We start from the raw sequence: 23178 nt of genomic DNA, 5'->3' as shown, positions 1-23178 counted from the left end.
CCGCTCAATCCCGGTGATAGGGGTGTCCTTGCAGGATGGCGTCGGCGCGGAAGAGCTGTTCGGCGAGCAGCACGCGCACCAGCATGTGCGGCCAGGTGAGGGCGCCCAGGGACAGGCAGAGGTCGGCGCGCTGGCGCAGGCTGGCATCCAGGCCGTCCGCGCCGCCGATGGCCAGGGCCGTTTCCCGCACGCCCTCGTCACGCCAGCGCCCGAGCAGGCCGGCGAAGCTGCGGCTGTCGAGGCTGCGGCCCTTCTCGTCAAGGGCGATGAGCCGGGCACCGGCCGGCAGGGCGGAAAGGAGGAGCTCTGCCTCCCGTGCCTTCTGGGCCTCGGGCGGCAGAGGCTTGCGCAACTCCACCTCTTTGAGCTGCAGGGGCCCGAGCGGCCCGCCGCCCAGGCGTCGGGCATAGTCGTCGAACAGGCTCTGCAGCGGACCAGCACGCCAGCGGCCCACGGCAAGCAGAGTCAGGCGCATGCCGCTCCCTTTCGATCAATCGCGACCTTTGCGCCGGAGCGGCCCGGCGTTACGCCGGCGTCTCGGCCTCCGCGGGCCGGGCGCTGGGCGTGCTCCACATCTTTTCCAGATTGTAGAACTCACGCAGCTCCGGGCGGAAGACGTGCACGACCGCATCGCCTGCGTCCAGCAGCACCCAGTCGCCCTGGGTCAGCCCTTCCACGGCGATATCCTGCACCCCCGCGCCCTTCAGGCGTTCGCGGAGATGCTCCACGATCGACGCGACCTGTCGGGTCGAGCGACCGCTGGCGATCACCATGTAATCGGCGAAGCTGCTTCTGCCGGAAAGATCGATGACGACGATGTCTTCGGCCTTGTCGTCACTCAGCGAGGCCTCGATCAATTCGATGAGGCGTGCTGTGTCTGGCTCGGCACCGGATGCGGCGAGGAAGCCCTCGGGTGCCGGGGAGGCGCTGTGGAGCGCCGTGGCCTTCGTGGTTATGGCTATCAGTCTCCTTGATGATCGGACGCCCGGCCATTCCGTGCGTCCGTGCCAGCCTCGCCCGCCGCCTCGCCAGAGCGAGCGCGGGCTCTCAGCGCCGTTGCCGACTGGGCCACCAGCTTGATGCGCAGGAAGGACCAGACGGGCGGCTTGCGCCGAGCCAGCAGACGCCCGCGAGCGGATCGCAGGCGTTGGCCGGCAAAGCGCCGGGCCGCTTTGGCAGACGACGCTCCTAGAGAATAGGAAGGCCGATCAAACACCGCAACGCCGACGCGATGAAAGATTTCGCTCCAGCGTCCCCAGCGGTGGATTTGTGCCAGATTGTCTGCGCCCATGATCCACACGAAGGTCACGCCGGGAAAGCAACGCTGGAGCTGATCGAGGGTGTCGGCGGTGACCTGGGTTCCCAGCAGGCTTTCCAGCGCCGTGGCGCGGATGCGCGGATGCCGGGCTTGGTGTGTAGCCGATGCAAGGCGTTTGGCCAGGGGCGCCATGCCGTCGCGCTCCTTCAGCGGGTTCTGCGGGCTGACCAGCAGCCAGACCTCGTCCAGGCCCAGGCGGCGCAAGGCCTCGCGCGCCACATGGCTGTGGCCCTCGTGCGCGGGATTGAAGGAGCCGCCGAACAGGCCGATGCGCGCACCGCGAGGCGGCAGCCGGCCGCCAAGCGCCCGGCCCAGTGCGGCCCGCGTCGGGCGGAGCGGCAGGCGATGGCTCGTTCGGGTCACTGGAAGGGCACGGATTGCCTTACGCCCGGGTGCGGCCGTCACTGCGGACCAGATACTTGTAGCTGGTCAGCTGCTCCGCCCCCACCGGACCGCGCGCATGCAGTTTGCCCGTGGCGATGCCGATTTCGGCCCCCATGCCGAATTCTCCGCCGTCGGCGAACTGCGTCGAGGTGTTGTGCATGACGATGGCGGCGTCGACCCGCTCCAGGAAGGCGGTGGCCGCCTCGGGATCCTCCGTCACGATGCACTCGCTGTGCCGCGAGCCGTGGTTCTCGATGTGCGCCAGCGCCTCCTCCAGATCGGTGACCGTCTTGATCGCCAGCACCGGGGCCAGGTACTCGCAATCCCAATCAGACGCGTCGGCCGGCAGTACCCGCGCATCGAGCGCCTGCACAGCCGGATCGCCGCGCAGCTCGCAACCTTCCGCCGCCAGGCGGTCGAGTATCGGTGGCAGCAGGCGCGCCGCCGCCTCCGAGTCGACCAGCAGGGTTTCAGTCGCACCGCAGATACCGGGCCGGCGCAGCTTGGCATTGACGGTTAGCGTCAGGGCCTTGTTGGGGTTGGCGGCACGGTGGAGGTAGGTGTGGTTGTTGCCGTCCAGGTGCGCCAGTACCGGCACCTGCGCCTCCTGCATCACCCGTTCAATCAAGCTGCGACCGCCCCGGGGCACGATGACGTCGATCCAGCGATGGGCGCGCAGCATCTCGCCCACCAGCGCCCGGTCGCGGCCCGGCGGGCGCTGCAGGCAGGTGGTGGGCAGGCCCGCGGCGGCGAGGCCGGCCTGCAGGGCTTCCAGGATCGCGCCGGACGAATGGAAGGACTCCGAGCCCCCGCGCAGGATCGCGGCATTCCCGGCCTTGAGGCAGAGCGCACCGGCATCGGCGGTCACGTTGGGCCGGCTCTCGTAGATGATGCCAATCACGCCCAGAGGCACGGCGACGCGCTGGATGCGCAGTCCGTTGGGCTGCTCCCACTCCGCCAGGACGCGCCCCAGCGGGTCGGGCAGCGCGGCGACGGTTTCCAGACCCTGCGCCATGGCCTCGATGCGCTTGGGATCGAGGCGCAGGCGGTCGAGCAGCGCGTCGCTCAGGCCCTTGGCCTCGGCGGCGCGCATATCCTCGGCATTGGCGGCGAGCAGCGGGGCTTCGGCCGCGCGCAGGGCGGCCGCCCCTTCCAGCAGGGCCTTGTTGCGCTGGTCCAGCGAGCTGCGAGCCAGCACGGCAGCGGCCGTGCGGGCGTCGCGCCCCAGGGCAGCCATCTGCTCCGCGGCGACTTCGGGTTTTTCTGCGAGCGTCACGGTCATCGCGCTTTCCTCACGACAACACCAGGTCATCCCGGTGGATCAGTTCTTCGCGGCCACGGTATCCCAGGATATCCTCGATGTCGCGGCTGTTGTGGCCGATGATGCGGCGCGCATCCTCGGCGTTGTAGGCACTGAGACCGCGGGCGATTTCCCGGCCTTCGGTATCGCACACCAGAACAGCGTCGCCGCGCTGGAAGGTGCCTTCGACCGCGCGCACCCCGGCGGGCAGCAGCGAACGGCCGGCGCGCAAGGCCTTCAAGGCGCCGGCATCCACCTGCAGCGAGCCCGCGGGCTTCAGGCTGCCGGCGATCCAGGACTTGCGCGCGGCGCGCGGCTCCACATCCGAGAGGAACCAGGTGCAGCGCTCGCTCTCCAGGATGGCGCGCAGGGGATTGGGTCGCGTGCCATTGGCGATCGCCATGCGACAGCCGGCGGAGACCGCGATGCGGGCGGCCGCCAACTTGGTGATCATGCCGCCCGTCGATACGCCGGGCAGGGCCTCGCCGGCCATGGCCTCGATTTCCGGCGTCAGGCGTTCGACCACGGGCATGTGGCAGGCCGCCGGGTCGCGTTTGGGGTCGGCGGTATAGAGGCCGTCGATGTCCGAGAGCAGCACCAGGGCTTCCGCGTTCATCATCGCCGCAACACGGGCGGCCAGGCGGTCATTGTCCCCGACCCGGATCTCGCTGGTCGCCACCGTGTCGTTCTCGTTTATCACCGGCAGCGCGCGGTGCTTCAGCAGGGTGTTGAGCGTGTTGCGCGCGTTGAGGTGGCGCCGCCGGGCCTCGGTGTCCTCCAGGGTCAGGAGCACCTGGGCCACGGTGATACCATGGGGCGCCAGCGCTTCCTGGTAGGCATGGGCCAGGCGGATCTGCCCGGCCGCGGCCGCAGCCTGCTTCTCCTCCAGCTTGAGGCGCTGTCGCTCGAGACCCAGCAGCCGCCGGCCCACGGCGATGGCGCCCGAGGAGACCACGATCAGTTCCTGCCCCTGGCCGGCGAGGTCGGCCAGGTCCTGTGCCAGGCTGGCAAGCCAGTCATGGCGGATGGCGCCGCTGGCCTCCTCTACCAGGAGGGCCGAGCCGATCTTGACCACCACACGCTGGGCATTGCCCAGCAGGGCGGCCTGCTCGGCGATGATCGTCTGCTCGCTCATGCTTCGCTGCCCGCTGGTGCCTCCCCAGGCGCGTCCTCTTGCGCGCTTTCCTCTGCCGCCTGGGCATCGCGGATCACCTGCAGGAGGCGGAAGTGCAGGTCGCGCACGCCGCGCCCGCTGACCGCAGAGATGAGGGCGACATCGCTGCCCGCGGCGGCAGCCAGGGCGCTCTGGCGCTCGGCCAGGGCGGAGTCGGGGATGGCGTCGATCTTGTTGAGCGCCACGATTTCCGGCTTATCCGCCAGACCGTGTCCGTAAGCCTGCAGTTCCTCGCGCACGGTGGCATAGGCCGCCGCAGGGTCCTCGGCGGTGCCGTCGACCAGATGCAGCAGCACCCGGCAGCGTTCGACGTGGCCCAGGAAGCGCGTGCCCAGGCCGGCGCCTGCCGAGGCGCCTTCGATCAGGCCGGGGATATCGGCCAGGACGAACTCGCTGTCGTCGGCGCGGACAACGCCCAGGTTGGGGTGCAGGGTGGTGAAGGGATAGTCGGCGACCTTCGGCTTCGCCCGGCTGACCGCGGAGAGGAAGGTCGACTTTCCGGCGTTGGGCAGGCCGACAAGGCCCGCGTCGGCGATCAGCTTCAGGCGCAGCCAGACCCAGCGCTCCTGCCCCGGCCAGCCGGGGTCGGCACGCCGGGGCGCGCGGTTGGTGGAGGACTTGTAGTTGGCATTGCCGAAACCGCCGTCGCCGCCGCGCGCCAGCACCACGCGCTGGCCCACCTCGGTGAAGTCGGCGATCAGGGTTTCCTTGTCGTCGTCGAGGATCTGGGTGCCGACCGGCACGCGGATCACCAGGGGCTTGCCGGAGGCGCCGCTGCGGTCCCGGCCCGCACCGTTCTGCCCGGACTCGGCCTTGAAGTGCTGGGAGTAGCGGAAGTCGATCAGGGTGTTCAGCCCCTCGACCGCCTCGGCCACCACATCGCCGCCGCGGCCGCCATTGCCGCCGTCGGGACCGCCGAACTCCACGTACTTTTCCCGGCGGAATGAGCAGGCCCCGGGACCGCCGTTGCCGCTGCGCAGGTAGATCTTGGCTTCGTCCAGGAACTTCATTGCCGTCACCGAAAAAGAGAAAGGGGGAATGGCGCGCCATTCCCCCTGGGTCTCTGCAGTGGGTCTCTGCAGCCCGTCTCGCGTGGGAAGCGCCTTACTCGGCGGCCTCGCTCATCGGGTTGGGAACCACTGAAACGTGGGTGCGGCCACCGGCGCGCGTCTTGAACTCGACCTTGCCGTCGATCAGCGCGAAGATGGTGTGGTCCTTGCCCACGCCAACGCCCGTGCCCGGCTTCCACTTGGTGCCGCGCTGGCGCACGATGATGTTGCCGGCGGTCGCGCTCTGGCCGCCGAAGAGCTTAACGCCGAGGCGGCGACCGGCTGAGTCGCGCCCGTTACGGGAGCTACCGCCTGCTTTTTTCTGTGCCATAGTGTCTCTCTCCTCAGCCGACGGCGATGTCGGTGATGCGGATGCGCGTCAGTTCCTGGCGATGGCCCTGAGTGCGGCGATAGTGCTTGCGACGGCGCTTCTTGAACACGGTGATCTTGTCGCCGCGGGTCTGCTCGACCAGTTCGGCGTTGACCACGGCGCCCGCCACCGTCGGCGTGCCAATGGTGACACCGTCTTCGCCGCCGACCAGCAGCACTTCGTCGAGCTGCAGTGCGGCACCCGCCTCTCCGGGCAAGCGCTCGATCTCGAGCACGTCGTTCGTGGCGACCTTGTACTGCTTGCCGCCGGTTTTGATCACTGCGTACATCTGTTTGCCTGCGTCGCGCGTGGAAAAACATCGCCGGGCGCGTTCCGCCCGGTCGTGGAAGCCGGACTATACGCCCGGCCCGGGGAGTGTCAACGGCTTTTGGCCGCGAAGATCCGGTAGACGCCCTGTGCCGTGGCCAGCAGCGCACCGTCCGGCGCACCGGCGTGGAGCGCCATGGCGGTATAGGCCAGGGTGCCGCCCAGACGCTCGATACTGCCGATGCCGAAGACCAGGCCCGGCTGCACGGCTTCCAGGAAAGCGGTGTTCATGTTGACCGTGGCCATGCCCGCCATGTCCGGGCGGCGGGCGTGCACGGCCAGGCCGCCGGCCACATCGAGCAGCGCCAGCGCCACGCCGCCGTGGGCGATGGCGAATTGATTAAGGTGCTGCGCTTCCACCTGCATCCGCACGACCGGGCGGCCGTCCGCCAGGCGCGCGATGTCATAGCCGAGCAGGTCCTGATAGGGCCCGGTGTAGGGCAATCCCGTCTCTGGCGTCATGGTGGTTTCTGGTATCGTCGTCGACATTGCCTCTTTTCCGGGCCTCTTCTTCGGCCCCTCCTGTGCATCGGCTGGTCTATGGCCGGCCGATCCGGGACTGTCAACGCGCAGTCCGCTACGTGCCGTTGCGGAAAAGCAAAACGGGCGGCTGCACTGCAACCGCCCGCTCGTATCATTCGGGTCGTTTGATTCGGGCCGTTTGAGTCAGGCCGTGTCGCTGGCGGGTCAGCCGATCAGGCTGGTCAGGACCGTCAGCAAGCTGGCGGCCATGACAACGGCGAGGCCGAAAGTGTGCTGGATGCTCATGGTGCGCGCTCACTCACGATAAGGGTTGGGAGGTTCTCTGCCAGGGACTGCCACAGCGCCGTCCCTGATGCCGGATATGCGCCCCATCGTTGCGCCGCACAATACACGCCAAGGCAGAGCACCACTGCAGGGAATGCATAGCATTTCTGCGGCCTGGCGCACCACCCGGCAGCGGGTGGCGAGGGGTCACCTTTCGCAGTTGCACACACCATCCGCTTCTCGCCGTTCCCCGCGGTCGTTGCGCGACGGGCGGGGGAGGGAAAAACGTTTCAGGTCAAGGTTTTGCGGAAATAGACTCGGGAATAGCCGGCTTCCTCGCGGCGCTCGGTCTCCTCCCAGCCATGGCGCTTGTAGAGCGACTGGTTCTCGGTCATGAGCTCGTGGGTATAGAGGCGCAATTCACGCAACCCTCGTTTGCGCGCTTCGTCCTCGGCGCTTTGCAGCAGGGCACGGCCGAAACCCCGTCCCTGAAAGCCTGGATCCACGGCGATGTTGTCGATCAAAAGGTGGTCCTCTCCGTCCAACAGCACGAGGAGGCCGGCAATAGCGCCGCCGCCGGTTTCCAGCACCCGGGTCCGGCCGGCCGCAATGTGGGCCGCATAGTCTTCCAGCATGGGGCCGGGCGCCTTGCCCAGGCGCACCACGTAGGGCGCATAGGCGGCGTTCACCAGGGTTTCTATCGCGTCCAGGTCTTCGGGTTTGGCCGGACGCACATGGTACTGCAGCGCGATCTCATCCGACATAGGCCCGCTCGATCCGCTCGTCCTCGTCCAGAAGAATGGTCAGTCGGTCGTCCCGATAGTCCGATGTCATCATGCCGCCTTTGGGCACCACCCTGAGACTCATGCCTTTGATGGCATTCAGGTCCGGTTGAGACTCGTCCGGCGGAACATCGCTACGACGGGCGGGTTTCTCTCGTCCTTCGGCCTGGGCGCTGCGCTGCGTGGCGCAGCCCCCCACCAAGGTTACGGCGGCCAGGCCCGCAAGGGCCCGGCGTCGGTTGTGGTCACTGTGCATCTCCACCTCCTCCGAGAGCCTGACGCCCTTGCGCCCGCACTGCAATAGAGGAGTGAAGAGGATTCCCGGAGCGCCTGCCGTGGCGGGGCGGCCATCGCGGCAGGCGACGGGATCAGTCGGTCGGCCGGTTCACCGTGAAACCCTGGCCGTCGCGCTTCAGGGTGAAATCCCCCTCGCTCACGGCATAACTCCAGGCGGCGGTCTTCTGCAGCCCGCCCAGCGGGTACATGTGCACGCCGGTGATGCCACAGTCGGGGTCGCTCGCCTGATAGCGGGCCAACTCCAATGTGAGCCGGTCCGGTGCATTGAGCGTCATCAGCCGGGTGACGTTGCGCGCCTGCTTCAGCAGGAAGGTCATGGAGGGCCCGATGCCGCAGTTGCGCGCGTGGTTCAGCAGGGTTTTCAGGGTGGCCAGCCCCGGCAGGCCGATGCGGATGGGCAGGCGGTTGCCTTCGGCCCGGATGCGCCGGTCCCAGGCGATGATCGGCGCCGCCTCGAAGCAGAACTGCGTGACGATGTAGAACTCGGCATCGCTGCGCGCGGCAAAGGCGTTCTTCCAGGCCAGAGCGGCGGCGACGTCCTCGTCGCGGATGTCGGGGCTGCCCTCGGGGTGGCCCGCCACGCCGATGCGCCGGATGCCATAGCGGTCCAGTACGCCGGTCTCCAGCAGGGCCAGGGAGCTGTCGAACGGCCCCAGCGGCGTGGGCACGGCGCCCGCCAGCACGATCACCTCCTCGACGCCGGCCTCCTCCACCAGCCGCGCCACGCCCTCCTCGAAGGCCGGCGTGCTGGGGAAGGATCGCGCGGCCAGGTGCGGCAGCGGCTCGAAACCCTCGGCGCGCAGCCGCCTGGCTGTGGCCAGCGTGTCGGCGAAGTCCGAGCCGGGCAGGAAGGTCACGGCCACCTTGGTTCCCGGGTGCAGCAGGGCGCGGTAGTCCGGGGTCTTGGCCGCGGTTCCCGGTGTCGTCTCCACGGTGAAGCCACGCATGAAGGCGCTGATGTGCCTTTTGATCTCGCTGTCGACCTCACCCACGTCGTGGATCTCCGGGAGGTAGCGGGGCTCCGGTACGTGGTGCATTTCCGGCAGGCTCATGGCGTGGGTTCCTCACTGATAGGAGGGGTGGAGGTACAATGGTGTCAGGCCGCATCGTCCTCGGCGCCGCCCTTGGCGACCAGTCGGGCGAGCCGCGCCTCGTCGTAGTCCTGCTCCAGGCGCGCCGCTGTCTCGGCAGCGACACTTTCGAGATCGTCGGCGCAGGCCTGGGGTGCGCCCTTGCGCCAGTGGGCGAGATAGCTGTCGGTGTCGCGCAGCTTCGCCTTCATGGCGGCGCGGTCGATGGCTGTCTCGAAGCGCTCGCTCAGCACCTGCTTGGCGGTCTTGCGCCCGTCCTTCACCACGACCTGGGCCGGGATGTCGCGCCAGTAGAGAATGGTTACTTCGGCCATGCGGCGGCGCTCCCCAAGCTCTCGCGGTCAGGATCTTCCTCCTGCGGCATGGCAGCGGCGCGGGCCACGAAGTCGCCCAGCTCGCCCAGGCCGGTGAAGCGATACTCGTAGGCCAGGCCCAGGCGGGCGGCCGCGTCCTCGGCGCGCGACGCCAGCGCCGGATCTGGGGTCTGGGCCAGATAGACCAGGCGGCTGTAGTTGCCGAAGTAGTCGGGCAGCAGTTCGGGATGGCGGTCGAGCCCCAGGCCGCGAATGATCAGGCTGTCGAAATGTCGGGCCAGGTAGTCGGTCAGATAGAAGGCGGTGGGGTCACGCTCGGCCTGCTCCTGGAAGACCGCCTGCCCGCTGAAGAAGGCATAGCAGTGCGGGCCCGGCAGTCGCTCGCCGCCTTCCTCCTCCAGCACCCGGTCCAGCAGGCCGCCGGTGCCGCAGTCGCCATAGGCCACGAAGATCCGCTCCACGCCCTGGGCCCGGGCAGCGCGGATCTTTGCGCGCACACCCTCGGGGATCCTTTCCGGGCGATTGTGCCAAATCGCCGGCAGGCAGGTGACACGCAGCTGGCTGCAGCCGTTGAGGCGCAGGCAATCGATGATCTCCCGCGCCACCGCACCGCAGGCAATGATGAGGCCCGAGGCCGCCTCGGCCGGTGCCAGAGCGAATGCGGACGCTGGTCGGAGGCTGGCCGGTTCTGGAGCCTGTAGGGCAGGGCTTTGATGGGCGGGCTGGGCCATGGCGGCCTCCCGGGTCAGGCGGTGGCGGCGCTTTGGCCTGCCAGATTGTGCCGGCGGGCCATGAAGTCCTTGGCGGTTTCGACCGCAACGGCGGCGTCGCGGCAGTAGGCATCCGCCCCGATGGCTTCCGCGAAGGCCTCGTTGAGCGGCGCGCCGCCCACGAGCACCACATAGTCGTCGCGCAAGCCCTGATCCTTCAGGGTTTCGATCACCACCTTCATGTAGGGCATGGTGGTGGTGAGCAGGGCGGAGATGCCGAGGATGTCGGGCTGATGCTCTTCCAAAGCCGCGAGGTAGGTCTCGACCGGATTGTTGATCCCGATGTCCACCACCTCGAAGCCCGCGCCCTCCATCATCATGGAGACGAGGTTCTTGCCGATGTCGTGGATGTCGCCCTTGACGGTGCCGATCACCATCTTGCCGATCTTCGGGGCGCCGGTTTCGACCAGGAGCGGGCGCAGGATGTACATGCCCGCCTTCATTGAGTTGGCGGCCATGAGCACTTCCGGCACGAAGAGGATGCCGTCGCGGAAGTCGATGCCCACGATGCGCATGCCTTCCACCAGGGATTCGGTCAGCACCCGGTAGGGAGTCCAGCCCCGTTCCAGGAGGATGTTGACCCCTTCACAGACCTCGTCCTTGAGGCCGTCATAGAGGTCGTCGTGCATCTGGGCGACCAGTTCCTCGTCGTCCAGAGAGCGCAGGTCGAGATCGTCGTCGTTGCTCATGATCAGTCCGTGCTTTCCATCGCAGGGAGCCGTGCCAGTTTGGCCCGCTTTCGCCGAACTTCCCGCCGCAGCCTCGCCCCAGCGATAGTGCCGGCGACCGATCGTGGTTGAAACGCGACAGAGCAAGGGAATCTGCCTCTCAGCGGTGTCTTTGCGGCGCATCTTGAGGCTGCCATCGGCAGCTACGGTTCCGCGCCTGGCAAGGGGCGCAAGAATGGCCGCGCGGCGTTGCTCGGCACTCGAAAAGCAGCGGCGGCAAAGATGGAAAGGTCGCCCGGCCGCACCCATATTTGCGAGCGGCCGAGACCCAAGTTGCGGTGGCGGGAAAGAAGGGTGCGGCGGCGGACGCGGAGGGGGCGGTGGCTTGCCGCTTCCGGTCCATGTTGTTATGACCCTGCGCCATCGCCGCATATTGCGACTGCGAAATGGAAGGAATAAGCATGCCGGACTTCACCGACTGCAAGGTCAAGGATCTGTCACTCGCGGACTGGGGCCGCCTGGAGATCGAAATTGCCGAGACGGAGATGCCCGGCCTGATGGCTACCCGCGAGGAGTTCGGCTCTGCGCGCCCGCTTGCGGGAGCGCGCATTGCCGGATGCCTGCACATGACGATCCAGACTGCAGTTCTGATCGAGACCCTGACCGCGCTGGGCGCGGAGGTTCGTTGGTCGTCCTGCAACATCTTCTCGACTCAGGATCACGCCGCCTCGGCCGTTGCCAAGGCCGGCGTTCCCGTCTTTGCCTGGAAGGGCATGAGCGAGGAAGAGTACTGGTGGTGCATTGAGCAGACCGTGCGTGGGCCTGACGGCTGGATCCCGAACATGGTGCTGGACGACGGTGGCGACCTCACCGGTCTCCTGCACAAGCCCGAGTACGCCGACATCATGGACGGCGTGAAGGGCATCTCCGAAGAGACCACCACGGGTGTGCTGCGCCTCTACGAGATGGCGAAGAAGGGCACGCTCAAGGCCCCGGCGATCAACGTCAATGACTCGGTCACCAAGTCCAAGTTCGACAACAAGTACGGCTGCCGCGAGTCCCTGGTGGACGGCATCCGCCGCGCCACCGACGTGATGATGGCCGGCAAGGTGGCCATGGTTGCCGGCTTCGGCGATGTGGGCAAGGGCTCGGCCGAGTCGCTGCGCCGTGCCGGTGCCCGGGTGATTGTCAGCGAGGTCGACCCGATCTGCGCCCTGCAGGCCGCCATGGAAGGCTACGAGGTCAAGACCATGGAGGAGGCCGCACCGGTCGCCGACATCTTCGTGACCGCCACCGGCAACGCCGACGTGATCACCGTTGATCACATGCGGGTGATGAAGGACCGGGCGATCGTCTGCAACATCGGCCACTTCGACAACGAGATTCAGGTCGAGGGGCTGAAGAACTTCAAGTGGCAGACCATCAAGCCGCAGGTCGACCAGATCGAGTTCCCGGACGGCAAGAAGATCATCCTGCTGGCCGAGGGCCGTCTGGTGAACCTGGGCTGCGCCACCGGCCACCCCAGCTTCGTCATGAGCGCCTCCTTCACCAACCAGGTGATGGCGCAGATGGAGCTCTGGGCGAACCACGCCAGCTACGACCGTCAGGTCTACGTGCTGCCGAAGCACCTGGACGAGAAGGTCGCGGCCCTGCATCTGGAGAAGCTCGGCGCCAACTTGGCGAAGCTGACCCAGGAGCAGGCGGACTACATCGGCGTGCCGGTGGAAGGCCCGTTCAAGAACGACGCCTACCGCTACTAAAGGTCATGCTGCGCTGCGGGATCCCTTTGGGTCCCGCGGCGCAGCCTGCCGCGCGAAAAGAAGGGGAGTTCCGCCTAGGTGGAACTCCCCTTTTTCGTTACCCCCTTTGTTGGTGCTCAACTCTTGAGGACTTGCCGCGCATCCAATGGTGACCGCGGGCCTTGCGGCGTGGCATGCTGGGGACATGCGCAGACGCTTTCACCGCTCCACGCTCCGCGTGGCCGTCGTCGGGGCCGGTCCGGCGGGCTTCTACACGGTCGATGCCCTGCTGCGCGCTGAGGTTCCGGTGGAGATCGACCTGATCGACCGCCTGCCGACGCCCTTTGGGCTGGTGCGCGGCGGCGTGGCGCCGGACCATCAGCACACCAAGGGGGTCGAGCGCAGCTTCGAGGCGCTGCTGGACCGGCCGGAGCTGCGCTTCTGGGGCGATGTGGAACTGGGCCGCGACATCCATCTGGCTGAACTCCGGGGCCTCTACGATGCCGTGGTGCTGGCAATCGGTGCGCCGCGCGAGCGCAGCTTGGGCATTCCAGGCGAGGATCTGCCCGGCGTCCATGGCTCGGCCGCCTTTGTCGGCTGGTACAATGGTCATCCGGATTACGAAGACCTGGCCCCGCTGCTGGACGGGCGGCCGGCCGTGGTGGTGGGCAACGGCAACGTCGCGCTCGACCTGGCGCGCGTGCTGCTCAAGACCCCGGAAGAGATGGCCGCAAGTGATATCTGTGACGCAGCCCGCGAAGCAATTGCCGCCGGACCGCCGGAGCGGGTCACCCTGCTGGGTCGGCGGGGCCCGCTGCAGGCCCGCTTCACCCTGGCCGAGTTGCGCGAGCTGGCGGATTTGGCGGTGGGGCCGCCGGCCATCCTTGCGGGCGGTGACGAGAAGGCCTTGCCCGAGGATGCCAGCGCGGTGGACGACGAGCGCGCCCGGCGCAAGGCGGAGCGCGTGCTGAGCGTGCTGCGCGGTTTCGCCGAGACCCCGGCGGAACAGGCGCGCTTGCATCTGCGCTTTTTCACCCGCCCGCTGGAAGTTCTGGGCGAGACACGCGTGGAGGCGCTGCGCTGCCAGCCCACAGGCTTCGATGCCGAGGGGCGGCTGGTCGATCAGGGCGCACCCTTCGATCTGCCTTGCGGCCTGCTGCTCACCGCCATCGGCTATGCGGGCGAAGCCGTGGAGGGGACGGCCTTCGATCCCGGTTCCGGCCGCTTCCGAGCGCAGGGCGCGCGCCTGGAGCCCGGGCTCTATGCCGCCGGCTGGTGCCTGCGCGGGCCCAGCGGGGTCATCGGCACCAACAAGCACGACGGGGATGCCGCCGCGGCGGCCATCCTGGAAGAGGTCAGGGCGGAAGCGAAGCCCGGGCGCGTCGGACTGCACGGCATTCTGACCGGCCGCCAGCGCGACTGGGTCGACCGGACAGGCTGGCGCGCCATTGACGAGGCGGAGCGCGCGGCAGCCACGGCACCGGCGCCCCGGCGCAAGCTGACCGGCTATGCCGCTTTGCGCAGTGCTGCGCAGGAGGCGGAGCAGGGATGAAAAGTCCGCACTCTTTGCGGGGCTGAACCACCGGGGCGCAGGTGTTAAGTACAGCCTAAGCCCAATCAGCCCAATCGAGGACTCTTGTTATGGAAGGCTCCGGCCCGATCGTTCCCAGCCGCCGGGAGGTGGAAAGCGCCGTTGTGCGCTTTGCCGGCGATTCCGGCGACGGGATGCAGGTGACGGGCAGCCAGTTCACCCTGGCCACGGCCCTGGCCGGGAATGACCTTGCCACCTTTCCCGACTTCCCGGCAGAGATCCGCGCCCCGGTCGGCACCACCTTTGGCGTCAGCGCCTTTCAGATCCAGTTCGGCGCCCGCGAGGTGCGCACGGCGGGAGACGAGGTCGAGGTGCTGGTCGCCATGAACCCGGCGGCGCTCAAGGTCAATCTGACCGAAGTGCGCCGCGGCGGGCTCATCATTCTCGACAGCGATTCCTTCAGCAAGCGCAACCTGACCAAGGCGGGCTATGAGGTCGATCCCCGCGCCGACGGCAGCCTGGAGCCCTGGCGGCTGCTGGAGATCGACATGACCCAGCAGACCGAGCGGGCGGTGGCCGGGCTCGGCCTGTCCAAGAAGGAAGCCCATCGCTGCAAGAATTTCTGGGCTCTGGGGCTGGTCTACTGGCTCTTCGCTCGCGAGCGCCAGGCGACGGTCGACTGGCTGGAGAAGCGTTTCGGCAAGCGCCCGGAACTTGTGGCCGCCAACCGCGCGGCCCTGGACGCCGGTCATGCCTGGGGCGAGACGGCGGAGCTGCCCAGCGATGTTTCGGCCTGGTCCGTGCCCTCGGCGCGCCTTGCTGCCGGGGTCTATCGCAATGTCACCGGTTCCCAGGCGCTGTCCTGGGGTCTCCTGGCCGGGGCGCAGAAGGCCGGATTGGGCCTGACCTTCTGCGGCTACCCCATCACGCCGGCCTCGGTGCTGCTGCACAACCTGGCGTCGCTCAAGTCCTTCGGTGTGGTCACCTTCCAGGCCGAAGACGAGATTGCCGCCATCTGTGCGGCCATCGGTGTCGGCTATGCCGGTTCTCTGGGCGTCACCGCCTCCTCCGGCCCCGGTGTGGCACTCAAGACCGAGGCCCTGGGCCTGGCGATTGCCGCCGAGCTGCCGCTGATCCTGGTCAATGCCCAGCGCGGCGGCCCCTCCACCGGGCTGCCGACCAAGACCGAGCAGTCGGATCTCTTCCAAGCCGTCTGGGGCCGCAACGGCGATGCGCCGCTCGCGGTGATCTCTGCGCGCTCTGCGGCGGACTGCTTCGAGGTGGCCATCGAGGCGGCGCGTATCGCCACCACCTGGATGACACCGGTGATCCTTTTGACCGATGGCTACATGCAGAACGCCAGCGAGCCCTGGCGCGTGCCGTCCATGGCCCAGTTTGCCGACTTCCCCGCGCAGTTCCGCACTGAGGCGCCGGTGGAGGGCGAGAGCTTCCAGCCCTATGGCCGCGACCCCGACAGCCTGGCGCGGGCCTGGGTGCGCCCCGGCACGCCGGGTCTGGAGCACCGCATCGGCGGGCTGGAGCGCGACGCCCTGAGCGGCAACATCTCCTACGACCCGGACAACCACCAGGTCATGACCGAGACCCGCGCCGCCAAGATCGCGCGCATCGCCAGCAGCTATCCGCCGCTGGAGCTGGAGCGGGGGCCCGCCGAGGGCGGCGACCTGCTGGTAGTGGGCTGGGGCTCGACCTGGGGGCCGATCGGCCGTGCGGTCTCCAACATGAACGAGGCCGGCCTGGCGGTCGGGCATCTGCATCTGCGCCACATCTGGCCGCTGCCCGAGGATCTGGGCGACCTGTTGAAGCGCTGGCGCCGGGTGGCCGTGGCCGAGATGAACGGCGGGCAACTGGCGACGCTGCTGCGCGCCACCTATCTGGTGGACGCCGTGCCCGTCACCAAGGTTTCCGGCCGGCCCTTCAAGGTGGCCGAGTTGGAAGCGCGGCTGACCGCGCTGATGAAGGATTGAGGCAATGACCGAGATTCCCGCGCCGAAGAAGCTGCAGGCCAAGGACTATGCCACCGATCAGGAGGTGCGCTGGTGCCCGGGCTGCGGCGACTATGCGATCCTCAAGTCGGTGCAGAAGACCCTGGCCGAACTGGAGGCCGATCCGGCCCAGACCGTGTTCGTCTCAGGCATCGGCTGCTCCTCGCGCTTTCCCTATTATATGGCCACCTACGGCTTCCACACCATCCACGGTCGCGCGCCGGCCATTGCGACGGGTGTGAAGCTGGCCAATCCCGATCTCGATGTCTGGGTGGTGACCGGTGACGGCGATGGCCTGTCGATTGGCGGCAACCATCTGCTGCATCTGCTGCGCCGCGACGTCGATCTGCAGCTCCTGCTGTTCAACAATGAGATCTATGGCCTGACCAAGGGCCAGGCCTCGCCCACCAGCCGCCCGGGCACCCGCTCCCCCTCGACGCCCAGCGGCTCCCTGGACCAGCCGGTTTCGGCGACCCGCTTTGCGCTCGGCGCCGGCGGCAGCTTCGTCGCCCGCACCATCGATACCGACCAGAAGCGCATGCCGGCGGTGCTTAAGCGCGCCCGCGCCCATCGCGGCACCGCCATGGTGGAGATCCTGCAGAACTGTATCGTCTATAACGACGGCGTCTTCGACCTCTTCGCCGCCCGCGATGTGGCAGCCGAACGCCAGCTGCACCTGGAGCACGGCCAGCCGATGATTTTCGGGGCCGAAGGCGACAAGGGGCTGCGCCTCAAGCCGGGCACGCTTCGGGTCGAGGTCGTTTCTCTCAGTGAGGTGCCGGAAAGCGATCTGCTGGTTCATGACGAGACCGATCCCATGCTGGCGACGCTGCTGGCGGGTCTGGAGCCACCCTTCCCGGTGGCCATGGGCGTGATCTATGCCGAGGAGCGGCCCGAGTCCTGGGAGACGCGTCAGCTTGCCGAGGTGGCGCAGGACTCCGGGCGGACGGCGCCGGGGCCGATCCAGGGCGATCTCGACGCCCTGCTGCGCAGCGGCAGTACCTGGACGGTCGAGTGAACTGCAGGCGCGTCAAAAGCGTTTGACCGGGGCTGCGCCAAGCCTTAGTGTCCGCGCGGTTTCCGCCAACAGGTCATCCTGTCGGCTCCGAGGAGCACCGCCGGTCCGCGAGGGTTCGCGCACCGGCGCGTAACTGCTTGGAGTGACATCCGGCCCGGCACCAGGAAGAGCGCATGTTCGAGTCTCTGCAAGAACGCCTGTCCGATGTTTTCGGTAAGCTCACCCGTCGCGGTGCGCTGAACGAAAGCGACGTCGACGCGGCTCTGCGCGAGGTGCGCATCGCCCTGCTCGAGGCCGACGTCGCTCTCCCGGTGGTCAAGGACTTCGTTTCCGGCGTTCGCGAGAAGGCGGTCGGGCAGGAGGTGCTGCGCTCGGTCACCCCGGGCCAGATGGTCGTCAAGATCGTCCACGACCAGCTCGTGGAGATGCTGGGCGGCAAGCCCAAGGAAGAGGACGGCAAGCAGGCGCCGCTGCTCGATCTTGCGGCGCAGCCGCCGGTGGCGGTGATGCTGATCGGCCTGCAAGGCTCGGGCAAGACCACGACCTGCGCCAAGCTGGCCAAGCGCCTGACCGAGCGCGAGCGCAAGAAGGTCATGATGGCCTCGCTCGATACCCGCCGCCCGGCTGCGCAGCGCCAGCTCGCGGTCCTGGGTGAGCAGGCGGGCATTGCGACGCTGCCGATCGTTTCCGGCGAGCCGCCACTGGCCATTGCCAAGCGCGCCATGCAGACCGGCGCGCTCGAAGGCTACGACGTGGTGCTGCTCGACACCGCAGGCCGTCTCTCCATCGACGAAGAGTTGATGGACGAGGTTGCGCAGGTGCGCGACGCGGTCAAGCCGCGGGAATCCCTCCTCGTCGCCGACGCCATGACCGGTCAGGACGCGGTCAACGTCGCCAAGGCTTTCCAGGACAAGGTGGGCCTGACCGGCATCGCACTCACCCGGGTCGACGGCGATGCGCGCGGCGGTGCGGCACTTTCCATGAAGGCCGTCACCGGCCGGCCGATCAAGTTGCTGGGCACCGGCGAAAAGCTGGATGCCCTGGAGGCCTTTCACGCCGATCGCGTGGCCGGGCGCATCCTGGGCATGGGCGACATCGTCTCCCTGGTGGAGCGTGCCGCCGAGACCATGGAGCAGGATGAGGCCGAGAAGCTCGCCAAGAAGCTGGAAAAGGGCAAGTTCGATCTCAACGACATGTCCAAGCAGCTGCAGCAGCTCACCAAGATGGGCGGCTTGAAGCAGCTCATGGGCATGCTGCCGGGCGTGCCGAAGCTGCAGGACCAGCTCAAGAACGCGAAGATCGACGACAAGGTCGTCAAGCGACAGGTTGCCATCATCTCATCCATGACGCCGCAGGAGCGCGCGCGCCCCGAGGTCATCAAGGCCTCCCGGCGCCAGCGCATTGCCAAGGGCTCCGGCACCTCCGTGCAGGAGGTGAACAAGCTGCTCAAGCAGTTCTCCGAGGCGCAGAAGATGATGAAGAAGGTCAAGAAAATGGGCAAATCGGGCCGTATGCCCAACCTGCCAGGCATGCCGCCCGGGGGTGGCCTGCCTCCCGGCGGCGGGCCTGGAGGCGGCGGTCTGGGCGGTGGCGGACTCGGGGGCCTGGGCGGTCCCTTCGGCGGTCGCTGAGCGCCAATTCACCACACGATAACGACGTTCATCACAGTTAAGAAACAGAGGAAAAGTTGCTATGGCCTTGCGTATTCGTCTTTCGCGCGGCGGTGCCAAGAAGCGCCCCTACTACCAGATCGTGGTCGCCGACTCGCGCAGCCCGCGCGACGGCCGCTTCATCGAGAAGGTGGGCGCCTACAACCCGATGCTGCCGCGCGAGCATGCCGATCGCATCGTCATCAAGGAAGAGCGGGTGCAGCACTGGCTGAGCCAGGGCGCGGTGCCGAGCGATCGCGTTGCCCGCTTCTTCAGCGATGCCGAACTGATGCCGGCGCGCGCGCGGCGCGACCAGACCAAGAAGAGCCAGCCCAAGGCGAAGGCGCAGGAGCGTCTGCGCGAGGCCGAGGAGCGGCGCAAGGAGGCCGAAGAGGCTGCGGCTACGGCTGCCGAGGCGCCTGAGGCCTCCACCGAAGCCTCTGCCGAGGCCTGAGTCGCATTGGGCTGCCGGCGGAGCGCGGCATGAGCGAGCCTCGTATCTGTCTGGCGGCCATCGCGGGTCCCCACGGCGTACGTGGGCTGGTGCGCATCAAGGCCTTCACCGAAGACCCGGAGAGCGTGGCAGCCTATGGCCCGCTCTCCGACGAGGCCGGCACGCGCCATTACACGTTGCGGCTCAAGGGGCAGGTCAAGGGCCTGGTGTTGGCGGAGATCGAGGGGGTGCGCGACCGCGATGCCGCGGAGGCCCTCAGGGGTTTGCGCCTCTACGTGCCGCGCAGTGCGCTGCCGCCCCCGGAGGATCCGGAGGAGTTCTATCACGCGGACCTGATCGGTCTGCGGGTGGAAACGACCGAAGGGACCAACCTGGGTCGGGTGGTTGCGGTGCAGGACTTCGGAGCGGGCGATCTGCTCGAGATCGAGGGCGAGGATGGCTCCCGCAGTTATCTGCCCTTTACCCGCCAAGTGGTGCCGCAGATCGACCTGGCTGCGGGCCGCCTGGTGGCCGAGCCGCCCGAGGCGGTGACCGCTGCGCCCGACGAGGGGGGTGGGACTGGACAGGAGGGAGACGGCAGGGCATAAGTCCGCGCCGTCCGGAAAGGAAGGCTCTCGTGGCGGCTGACGCGACCTGCGAAGCGGGGGGAAACCCCTGGACCGCAAGCGTGTTGACGCTCTTTCCGGAGGCCTTTCCCGGACCGCTCGGTCTCAGCCTTGCGGGACGAGGTCTGACACGGGGGCGCTGGGCCCTGGAAGTCCTGGACATCCGGGATTTCGCGCGCGATAAACACCGCTCCGTGGACGACACCCCCCTGGGCGGTGGACCCGGAATGGTGATGCGTCCCGACGTGGTGGACGCCGCCATCGAGGCCATCGCCGAGCGACCGGGCCCTTTGGTGTACTTGACCCCGCGCGGGCGGCTGCTGGATCAGGCGCTGGTGCGGGAGTTTGCGGCCGGCCCCGGCCTGCGGCTGCTCTGCGGCCGCTACGAAGGGGTCGATCAGCGTGTGCTGGACGCGCGGGAGGTACTGGAAGTCAGCGTCGGCGACTTCGTGCTCTCCGGCGGTGAGATGGCGGCGCTGGTGCTGCTGGATGCGGTGGTGCGGCTGTTGCCCGGGGTCATGGGCAATGCCGAGAGCGCTGCAGAGGAATCGTTCGAGGAGGGACTGCTTGAGCATCCCCTCTTCACACGTCCGGCCGAATGGCAGGGACGGAAGGCGCCGGAGGTCCTGCTCTCCGGTCACCATGAGAAGGTCCGCCGCTGGCGGCGGGCGCAGGCTGAGGACGTGACAAGGCAACGGCGACCGGATCTCTGGCGCCGTTATCTGGCAAGCCGCGAGAGCGGCGAGAAAGACGAAGGATAGGACCGAGGGCCATGAATACCATTCAGCAGCTCGAGCAGGAGCAGATCGCCCAGCTGACCGAAGCCAAGGCGATTCCCTCCTTTGCGCCCGGCGACACCGTGCGGGTGAAGGTGAAGGTGGTCGAGGGCACGCGCGAGCGCATCCAGGCCTTCGAGGGCGTGGTGATTGCGCGCAAGAACCGCGGCATCAACTCTGCCTTCACCGTGCGCAAGATCTCCTACGGCGAGGGCGTGGAACGTGTCTTCCCGCTTTACAGCCCGCGGATCGACGGCATCGACGTGGTACGCCGAGGCGATGTGCGTCGCGCGAAGCTCTATTACCTGCGCGGCCGTCGCGGCAAGTCCGCGCGTATCGCAGAGGCCACCACCGGTGTCGGCGCCAAGCTGAACCAGGCTGATCGCGAGCGCGCCAAGCGCTGAGCCAGGCGAACCTGCGGGTTCGGGAAAGCATGCTTTTACAGGGCGCCGGGCGAGTTCCGGCGCCCCTTTTCCGTTGGGGCTTGTCCGTGGGCGCTGTCCGTGACCATTTCGGGGCAGACAGCCCCTGCCTTTCTTTTGCCCGGAAGTTCCCGCTAAACAGGCGGCATGGCACCTTCATCGCGAACCCCTAAGCGCGCGCCGAGCGGCAGCGCCAAGACGGGAAAGGCGTCCAAGCCCGCGGGCGCCCGGACAACCCGCAGTGGGGTCACCCGCAGCAGCGCCACGCGAAGCGCCTCAGGCGCAAGCACGCCGGCAGCCGCCTCACGGCGCAAGGCTTCCCCGGCCAAGACCAGTTCGAAGAGCGCGGGCACCGTTCGTGGGCGCGGCGGGGCCAACGGTAATGGCAGTGGAAATAGCCGCAGGGGTGGGCTCTGGCGGCGTCTGCTGGCCTGGAGCGCGGCCGCTGCCATCTGGCTGCTGCTCATCGTGGGGCTCATTGTCGGCTGGTACGCCTGGGACCTGCCCGATGTGCGCCGCATCGCCGAATCCACCCGCCAGCCCAGCCTGCAGGTCGTGGACGCCGAGGGCGGGCGGGTTGCCGCCTACGGAGAACTCTATGGTGTGGCCCTTTCGGTCGAGGACCTGCCCGCGCATGTGCCTCAGGCGGTGCTGGCCATCGAGGACCGGCGCTTCTACGGCCATTTCGGGCTCGACCCCATCGGGCTGTCCCGGGCGGTGGTGGCCAATCTGCGCGCCGGACGCGTGGTCCAGGGCGGCTCGACCATCACGCAGCAGCTCGCCAAGAACGTCTTTCTCAGCTCCGAGCGCACCTACGACCGCAAGATCCGCGAACTGCTCCTGGCCTTCTGGCTGGAGTACAAGCTGAGCAAGGACCAGATCCTCTCGCTCTACCTCAATCGGGTCTACTTTGGGGCCGGCACCTATGGGGTGGATGCCGCGGCCAATCGCTATTTCGGCAAGTCGGCCACTGCGCTGGATCTCTACGAAGCCGCGTTGCTGGCCGGGCTGCTGCGCGCCCCCTCGCGCTACAATCCGGCCAACAATCCTGATCTCGCCCATGAGCGCGCCCGCAGTGTGCTGGACGCCATGGTGGCGGCAGACTTTGTCAGCGAGGAGGAGGCCCTGCGCGCGCTGGAAGAACGGGCCACGCCGGGAGAAAGGCCGCGGGGGCGCGGTCGCTATTTCGCGGACTGGGCGACCACCCAGGTCGAAGACGCGATCGGGCCGCTGGAGCGCGATCTGGTGGCGCACACCACCCTCGATCCCCGGCTGCAGCGCATCGTCGAGGAGGAGATCGAGGCGTTGTTGAGCGACGCCGGCGCCGAACGTGGCGTCAGCCAAGCGGCGGTGGTGATGCTGTCCCCGGACGGCGCTGTGCGGGCCATGGCCGGCGGACGCAGCTACGGCGAAAGCCAGTTCAACCGGGCGGTCCAGGCCCTGCGCCAGCCCGGCTCTGCCTTCAAGCCCTTCGTCTATCTGGCCGCCATGGAGGCCGGCGCGGCTCCCGATCAGCGGGTGAATGACGGGCCGATCACCGTCTCCCTGCCGCAGGGACCCTGGTCGCCCGGCAACTTCGGGGACCGCTTCTACGGCGAGGTCACGCTGCGCGAGGCCTTCGCCCGCTCGCTCAACTCCGTGGCCGTCCAGGTGTTGCAGCAACAGGGGGCGGACAACGTGGTGGAGCAGGCCCAGCGCCTGGGCATCTCCAGCCGGCTCGACAGTCTGCCCAGTCTTGCGCTCGGCACCTCCGAGGTGACTCTGCTGGACCTGACGGCGGCCTATGCCGCCTTCGCCAACGGCGGCTATGGCGTCTGGCCTTTCGGCCTGCGCCACCTCGCCACGCCGGGCGGCGAAGTTGTGTTTCGTCGCGAAGGGCAGGGGCTGGGTCGGGTCATCTCGCCGTCCGCCCATGCAGCCATGCTCGACCTGCTGCAGGCCAGCGTTGCCTGGGGCACCAGCAAGGCGGCCGATCCCGGTCGTCCGGCGGGCGGCAAGACCGGCACGACCCAGGACTTCCGCGATGCCTGGTTCATCGGCTTCACCGCGGAGCTGGTGGTCGGTGTGTGGGTCGGCAACGACGACGGCACGCCCATGCAACAGGTCACCGGAGGCAGCCTGCCGGCCCGCCTGTGGAAATCCATCGTCACCCGCGCCCTGGAGGGTGAGCCGGTGCAGCCCTTGCCGATCCAGGCGCCGGTGCCGCAGCCGCAGCCGGAGCAACGCCAGGCCCAGGCGTCCGAGGATCAGGGCGGATTTCTCGACCGCCTTATCGACAGCATCGCGAGTGGCGGCAGCTCCGATTCCAGCAGCTCTGGTGGTGAGAACGAGGCCCATCAGCGCATGCTGGAGCAGCAGGAGCGCCGCAACCTCTACGGCGGACCCTGATC

At 68.1% G+C, this 23178-nt stretch carries 26 protein-coding genes; 10 read left to right on the top strand and 16 right to left on the bottom strand.

Features of this window, described 5'->3' with window-relative positions; genetic code table 11:
• Positions 1–4: 4 nt before the first annotated feature.
• The 15 genes from rlmH to ABZ720_RS05515 form a co-directional block, all read right to left on the bottom strand.
• A complete protein-coding gene (gene rlmH, locus ABZ720_RS05585) occupies positions 5–475 on the bottom strand; it encodes a 23S rRNA (pseudouridine(1915)-N(3))-methyltransferase RlmH (RefSeq protein WP_366554524.1) in 471 nt (156 codons plus the stop codon).
• A gap of 49 nt (positions 476–524) precedes the next feature.
• Positions 525–863 (bottom strand): ribosome silencing factor, encoded by a 339-nt coding sequence (rsfS, locus tag ABZ720_RS05580; RefSeq protein WP_497006765.1) that lies wholly within the window; start codon positions 861–863, stop codon positions 525–527.
• 98 nt (positions 864–961) lie between these two features.
• A complete protein-coding gene (locus tag ABZ720_RS05575; protein ID WP_366554522.1) occupies positions 962–1681 on the bottom strand; it encodes a nicotinate-nucleotide adenylyltransferase in 720 nt (239 codons plus the stop codon).
• 19 nt (positions 1682–1700) lie between these two features.
• Positions 1701–2984, bottom strand: coding sequence for a glutamate-5-semialdehyde dehydrogenase (locus tag ABZ720_RS05570; protein WP_366554521.1), 1284 nt, complete (start codon positions 2982–2984; stop codon positions 1701–1703).
• A gap of 10 nt (positions 2985–2994) precedes the next feature.
• Complete coding sequence (gene proB / locus ABZ720_RS05565; protein WP_366554520.1) at positions 2995–4137, bottom strand: glutamate 5-kinase; 1143 nt, start codon at positions 4135–4137, stop codon at positions 2995–2997.
• Positions 4134–5186, bottom strand: coding sequence for a GTPase ObgE (gene obgE, locus ABZ720_RS05560; protein ID WP_366554519.1), 1053 nt, complete (start codon positions 5184–5186; stop codon positions 4134–4136). The genes proB and obgE overlap by 4 nt, the downstream gene beginning before the upstream one ends.
• Positions 5187–5280: 94 nt before the next feature.
• Positions 5281–5556 (bottom strand): 50S ribosomal protein L27, encoded by a 276-nt coding sequence (gene rpmA, locus ABZ720_RS05555; RefSeq protein WP_275820839.1) that lies wholly within the window; start codon positions 5554–5556, stop codon positions 5281–5283.
• A 13-nt stretch (positions 5557–5569) separates the two neighbouring features.
• Positions 5570–5884 carry a 50S ribosomal protein L21 gene (gene rplU / locus ABZ720_RS05550; RefSeq protein WP_366554518.1) on the bottom strand — a complete coding sequence of 105 codons (315 nt, stop codon included), beginning with the start codon at positions 5882–5884 and terminating at the stop codon, positions 5570–5572.
• Between the two features lie 89 nt (positions 5885–5973).
• On the bottom strand, positions 5974–6411 hold the full coding sequence (locus ABZ720_RS05545; RefSeq protein ID WP_366554517.1) for a PaaI family thioesterase: 438 nt from the start codon (positions 6409–6411) through the stop codon (positions 5974–5976).
• A 548-nt stretch (positions 6412–6959) separates the two neighbouring features.
• Positions 6960–7433, bottom strand: coding sequence for a GNAT family N-acetyltransferase (locus tag ABZ720_RS05540; RefSeq protein WP_366554516.1), 474 nt, complete (start codon positions 7431–7433; stop codon positions 6960–6962).
• Entirely contained in the window at positions 7423–7707 is a 285-nt protein-coding gene (locus ABZ720_RS05535; RefSeq protein ID WP_366554515.1) for a hypothetical protein, read from the bottom strand. Before ABZ720_RS05535 ends, ABZ720_RS05540 begins: the two co-directional genes overlap by 11 nt.
• Before the next feature lie 112 nt (positions 7708–7819).
• Positions 7820–8800: a methylenetetrahydrofolate reductase gene (locus tag ABZ720_RS05530; protein ID WP_366554514.1), complete on the bottom strand. Its 981-nt coding sequence runs from the start codon at positions 8798–8800 to the stop codon at positions 7820–7822.
• Between the two features lie 44 nt (positions 8801–8844).
• Positions 8845–9153, bottom strand: a complete 309-nt coding sequence (locus tag ABZ720_RS05525) for a virulence factor (protein ID WP_366554513.1) — start codon at positions 9151–9153, stop codon at positions 8845–8847.
• Complete coding sequence (locus tag ABZ720_RS05520; RefSeq protein WP_366554512.1) at positions 9141–9884, bottom strand: DUF1638 domain-containing protein; 744 nt, start codon at positions 9882–9884, stop codon at positions 9141–9143. Before ABZ720_RS05520 ends, ABZ720_RS05525 begins: the two co-directional genes overlap by 13 nt.
• 14 nt (positions 9885–9898) lie before the next feature.
• A complete protein-coding gene (locus ABZ720_RS05515) occupies positions 9899–10612 on the bottom strand; it encodes a corrinoid protein (protein ID WP_366554511.1) in 714 nt (237 codons plus the stop codon).
• Between the two features lie 440 nt (positions 10613–11052).
• Between ABZ720_RS05515 and ahcY the strand changes: the two genes are divergently transcribed.
• From ahcY to rplS, 9 genes are all read left to right on the top strand, one after another.
• A complete protein-coding gene (gene ahcY, locus ABZ720_RS05510) occupies positions 11053–12351 on the top strand; it encodes an adenosylhomocysteinase (protein WP_366554510.1) in 1299 nt (432 codons plus the stop codon).
• Between the two features lie 184 nt (positions 12352–12535).
• The gene (locus tag ABZ720_RS05505; RefSeq protein ID WP_366554509.1) at positions 12536–13882 is read left to right on the top strand and encodes an FAD-dependent oxidoreductase; all 1347 of its coding nucleotides are present in this window, start codon (positions 12536–12538) and stop codon (positions 13880–13882) included.
• 89 nt (positions 13883–13971) lie between these two features.
• Complete coding sequence (locus tag ABZ720_RS05500; protein ID WP_366554508.1) at positions 13972–15846, top strand: 2-oxoacid:acceptor oxidoreductase subunit alpha; 1875 nt, start codon at positions 13972–13974, stop codon at positions 15844–15846.
• Between the two features lie 4 nt (positions 15847–15850).
• Positions 15851–16882: a 2-oxoacid:ferredoxin oxidoreductase subunit beta gene (locus ABZ720_RS05495; RefSeq protein ID WP_366554507.1), complete on the top strand. Its 1032-nt coding sequence runs from the start codon at positions 15851–15853 to the stop codon at positions 16880–16882.
• Between the two features lie 173 nt (positions 16883–17055).
• Positions 17056–18513 carry a signal recognition particle protein gene (gene ffh / locus ABZ720_RS05490; RefSeq protein ID WP_366554506.1) on the top strand — a complete coding sequence of 486 codons (1458 nt, stop codon included), beginning with the start codon at positions 17056–17058 and terminating at the stop codon, positions 18511–18513.
• Between the two features lie 61 nt (positions 18514–18574).
• Positions 18575–18985: a 30S ribosomal protein S16 gene (rpsP, locus tag ABZ720_RS05485; protein ID WP_366554505.1), complete on the top strand. Its 411-nt coding sequence runs from the start codon at positions 18575–18577 to the stop codon at positions 18983–18985.
• A 29-nt stretch (positions 18986–19014) separates the two neighbouring features.
• Positions 19015–19572, top strand: coding sequence for a ribosome maturation factor RimM (rimM, locus tag ABZ720_RS05480; RefSeq protein ID WP_366554504.1), 558 nt, complete (start codon positions 19015–19017; stop codon positions 19570–19572).
• A 29-nt stretch (positions 19573–19601) separates the two neighbouring features.
• Positions 19602–20351: a tRNA (guanosine(37)-N1)-methyltransferase TrmD gene (gene trmD / locus ABZ720_RS05475; protein WP_366554503.1), complete on the top strand. Its 750-nt coding sequence runs from the start codon at positions 19602–19604 to the stop codon at positions 20349–20351.
• Positions 20352–20362: 11 nt separating this feature from the next.
• A complete protein-coding gene (gene rplS, locus ABZ720_RS05470) occupies positions 20363–20770 on the top strand; it encodes a 50S ribosomal protein L19 (RefSeq protein WP_366554502.1) in 408 nt (135 codons plus the stop codon).
• A gap of 152 nt (positions 20771–20922) precedes the next feature.
• On the opposite strand, the gene ABZ720_RS05465 is transcribed toward rplS, so the two are convergent.
• Positions 20923–21255, bottom strand: a complete 333-nt coding sequence (locus ABZ720_RS05465) for a hypothetical protein (RefSeq protein ID WP_366554501.1) — start codon at positions 21253–21255, stop codon at positions 20923–20925.
• Position 21256: 1 nt separating this feature from the next.
• On the opposite strand from ABZ720_RS05465, the gene ABZ720_RS05460 reads away from it, so the two are divergent.
• Complete coding sequence (locus ABZ720_RS05460; protein ID WP_366554500.1) at positions 21257–23176, top strand: transglycosylase domain-containing protein; 1920 nt, start codon at positions 21257–21259, stop codon at positions 23174–23176.
• Positions 23177–23178: the final 2 nt, after the last annotated feature.

The organism is Aquibaculum sediminis (genome assembly GCF_040712085.1).
Taxonomy (GTDB): Bacteria; Pseudomonadota; Alphaproteobacteria; order Kiloniellales; family DSM-21159; genus Aquibaculum; species Aquibaculum sediminis.
The sequence above is the reverse complement of the archived record's forward strand: the minus strand, read 5'-3'. Positions and strand labels throughout refer to the sequence as shown.